Source organism: Polaribacter sp. (genome assembly GCF_965656025.1).
In the GTDB taxonomy this organism is placed as follows: Bacteria; Bacteroidota; Bacteroidia; order Flavobacteriales; family Flavobacteriaceae; genus Polaribacter.
In genome coordinates this window covers 1-3,183 of the sequence record NZ_CBFHJT010000119.1, presented here as the reverse complement: position 1 = coordinate 3,183, position 3,183 = coordinate 1, and the positions used below count along the sequence as shown (strand labels likewise).

General features: G+C 30.9%; 3 protein-coding genes. All 3 read left to right on the top strand.

Going from position 1 to position 3,183, the window contains the following annotated elements:
* A partial coding sequence (locus ACTG3S_RS14140) for a kynureninase/PvdN C-terminal domain-containing protein (RefSeq protein WP_439129978.1) occupies window positions 1-450 on the top strand: 450 nt, incomplete at its 5' end.
* Window positions 447-1,658: a S41 family peptidase gene (locus ACTG3S_RS14135; protein WP_439129977.1), complete on the top strand. Its 1,212-nt coding sequence runs from the start codon at window positions 447-449 to the stop codon at window positions 1,656-1,658. The genes ACTG3S_RS14140 and ACTG3S_RS14135, both read left to right, overlap by 4 nt.
* Window positions 1,642-3,066, top strand: coding sequence for an FAD-dependent oxidoreductase (locus tag ACTG3S_RS14130; protein ID WP_439129976.1), 1,425 nt, complete (start codon window positions 1,642-1,644; stop codon window positions 3,064-3,066). The genes ACTG3S_RS14135 and ACTG3S_RS14130 overlap by 17 nt, the downstream gene beginning before the upstream one ends.
* Window positions 3,067-3,183: the final 117 nt, after the last annotated feature.

Below are 3,183 nucleotides of genomic sequence, written 5' to 3'. Positions count from 1 at the left end.
TTTGCTGGTTGGTGGAATCATAACAAAGCAACACGTTTTAATATGCGCATGCCTTTTGATGTGATGGAAGGTGCAGAAGGTTGGCAATTATCAAATCCGCCCATATTATCCATGGCAGCTATTTTAGCCTCACTAGATATGTTCGAAGAGGTAAAAATGGACGCTTTGCGTAAAAAATCAAAAAAACTAACGGGTTACTTTGAGTTTTTAATTAATGAAATTGGTTCAGAGGATATTAAAATCATCACACCAAAAAATCCAGAAGAAAGAGGCTGTCAATTATCCATTCAAGTAAAAAATGCTGATAAAAGTCTGCATAAAAAATTAATGGAAAACCATGTTATTACAGATTGGAGAGAACCCGATGTAATACGTTGTGCGCCTGTGCCTATGTACAATTCTTTTGAAGATGTCTATAAAATGGTCGAAATATTAAAAGAGAATTTATGAGTAAGAAAATAATTATTCTACTTTTTTTGATAGAAACTTTTTCGGTTCAAACTCAAAATAAATACGAACAAGATTTTAATTATTTTTGGGAAACCATCAATACAGAATATGCCTATTTTGATGCCAAACAAACCAATTGGAAAAATGTAAAAAAAGTATATCGTAAAAAACTAAAATCTATAAAAAAAGATTGGGAGTTTACCTATTTAATAGAGTTGATGAAACATGAGCTTTACGATCCACATTTTACCTTAAATAGAAATTTAGCGTTTTCTTTTCGGTTAATTCCGAACGATTTAGACGCACATATTTCTGTAAAAAATGATAAGTATTATATCAACGATATTAGACAAGGATATAAAATTATAGATTCAGGTTTACAAATTGATGATGAAATTTTAAAGGTAAATGGAGTCGATTTAAATGAAATTTTAAAAAGTAATTATCCAGAATCAATCATAAACCCAAATGATGTAGTAAAAGAATATTTTGCCAATTTAATTTTTGCAGGAAGACACAATGAGCCAAGAAATATTACAGTACGACAAAATGGAAAATTAAAAACAGTATCCTTAGAAAAAGCAACACCCATAAAAAAAAGTGGTAACTTATTAGATTCTAAAATACTAAAAAATAATATTGGGTATATTAAAATCAATAATTCTTTAGGTAATAACAATGTTATCAAACACTTTCCAAAAGTTGTAGATCAATTACAATCTACAAAAGCAATTATTATCGATTTAAGAGATACGCATAGTGGAGGTAATACAGATGTAGCCAAAGCTATTATGGGAAAATTTATCCAAAAAGAAATGCCTTATCAAATTCATGAAAGAGTAGGTTTAGAAAGAGAGTTTGGTATTAAAAGAAAATATATCGAAATTTTATCACCCCTAAAAAATCCTTATGTAAAACCAGTATATGTTTTAGTAAGTAGATGGACAGGAAGTGTTGGAGAGGCAATAGGACAAGGATTTTCTAATATTTCTACAGCCACAGTTGTAGGTACAAAAATGGCACAACTTTTAGGGGCAATTAATTGTAGAACGTTACCAAATTCTAGATTGAGATATTGTTACCCTTTTGAAAAATTATATAACACAAATGAAGTTCCAAGAGAGGATTTTATTCCTCAAATTCATACTAAAAATTACAAAGAAACCTATTTAAAAGTGATGCAATTAATACATGAACAAAAAAGATAAAATACTCATTATAGGAGCAGGACTTTGTGGTTCGCTTTTAGCATTAAGATTGGCGCAAAGAGGCTATAAAGTTGAAGTATACGAAAGCAGACCCGATTTAAGAAAAGTAGATATTTCTGCAGGTAGATCTATCAATTTAGCACTTTCTGACAGAGGCTTAAAAGCTTTACGATTATGTGGAATGGAAGAAAAAGCCAAAGAAATTTGTATCCCCATGTATGGCAGATTGATGCATGATAAAGCAGGAAATACTTTTGCTTCTAATTATTCAGGTAGAAAAGGAGAGTATATCAATTCTATTTCTAGAGGAGATTTGAATGCTATTTTACTGGATGAAGCCGAAAAACATGAAAATGTAACCATTCACTTCAATAAAAAATGCAAAAAAGTAGACATCGAAAATACAATTGCTTACTTTAAAGATTATCAAACCAATCAAGAGTTTTCTATAGATGCAACTGTTATTTTTGGTGCAGATGGCGCAGGTTCTTCTTTACGCAAAAGCTATATTTATGAACGTAAATTCCTGTTTAGCTATTCTCAAAATTATCTAAATCATGGTTATAAAGAGTTAGAAATTCCTGCGGATGCAAAAGGGAATCACCAAATCAGTAAAGGACATTTACACATTTGGCCACGTGGCGATTTTATGCTCATTGCACTACCAAATATGGATGGCAGTTTTACAGTAACCCTATTTTTAAGTTATGATGAAGGCGAATATAATTTTAATAATTTAACTTCCGAAGAGAAAATTACCCAGTTTTTCGAACAAGAATTTCCAGATGCTTTGGCACTGATACCAAATATAAAAGAAGAGTTTATCAAAAATCCAACAGGACCTTTAGGAACTATAAAATGTAGTCCTTGGAGCTATCAAAATAAAACCTTATTAATTGGGGATGCATCACATGCAATTGTGCCTTTTTACGGACAAGGAATGAATGCTTCTTTTGAAGATGTTTTTGTGTTAGATGAAATACTCTGTCATTTCGACCAACGTGGAGAAATCTATAATTGGGAAACTGTTTTTAAAGCCTATCAAAAAGCAAGAAAAAAAGACACAGATGCCATTGCAGATTTAGCAATTGACAATTTTCATGAGATGAAAGACCATGTTGCAAATCCGTTATTTAAAGAAAAAAGAAAGATAGAAATGGACTTAGAAAAAACGTTTCCAACCCAATATGCATCTAAATATTCGTTGGTTACTTTTAATGAGAATATTGGTTATAATGAAGCAATGAACAAAGGTAGAGCACAAGATAAAGCTTTACTAAATTTAATTGCAGATAAAGAAGTAAACACGCATTTAAACATGACTGAGCAAGAGCTAAAAGTTATTTTAGAAAAGGTAAAAGTAGAGACAGAAGAAATTCTAAGAGAAGATAAAATTGCAGGTTTGTAAAATTTTTAGAAGCTATTTCCTGCTTTCCACTATATCTTTTTGCAGAAAAAGCAAAAAGGATGTCGTTTCAATCAGGGCTAAACCTGTTTGGCAAATTAACTGATTAAGGGAAGCAAA

What these genes read in the sequence shown, in the direction of transcription:
- ACTG3S_RS14135 (WP_439129977.1), top strand. Translation starts at nt 447, where the DNA reads ATGAGTAAGAAAATAATTATTCTACTTTTTTTGATAGAAACTTTTTCG.
- ACTG3S_RS14130 (WP_439129976.1), top strand. Translation starts at nt 1,642, where the DNA reads ATGAACAAAAAAGATAAAATACTCATTATAGGAGCAGGACTTTGTGGT.